This is a genomic window from Paraburkholderia sp. SIMBA_030, assembly GCF_046535245.1.
In the GTDB taxonomy this organism is placed as follows: domain Bacteria; phylum Pseudomonadota; class Gammaproteobacteria; order Burkholderiales; family Burkholderiaceae; genus Paraburkholderia.
On sequence record NZ_JAWRXB010001486.1, the window covers coordinates 1 to 241 of the forward strand.

The 241-nt window shown below is 54.4% G+C and carries 1 protein-coding gene; it reads right to left on the bottom strand.

Annotation, left to right across the window (positions count from 1 at the left end; genetic code table 11):
• The coding region (locus SB772_RS44980; RefSeq protein WP_410839150.1) for a hypothetical protein at window positions 1-211 on the bottom strand (211 nt) is incomplete at its 3' end.
• Window positions 212-241: the final 30 nt, after the last annotated feature.

Below are 241 nucleotides of genomic sequence, written 5' to 3' on the forward strand. Positions count from 1 at the left end.
TTTCTTCAAGAATTCGGCTCATCGACCATTCAGGATGCAGCGCAGCTTCCTCACGGATCAGAGAGTCAAAGATATCGGCGTGGTTGTGCACGCGTGTCTCGGATGAATAAAGCACACCGACTGGGGCAATCTGGTATCGGCCCAACACGGTGTCAGGCCATTCCAACTCGAAGCAGAAGCCCTTTGAGTTGTCGCAGTAGTAGGCCCACATGGGTTGGTTGTCTGGTCTGCTCGCCGTCGA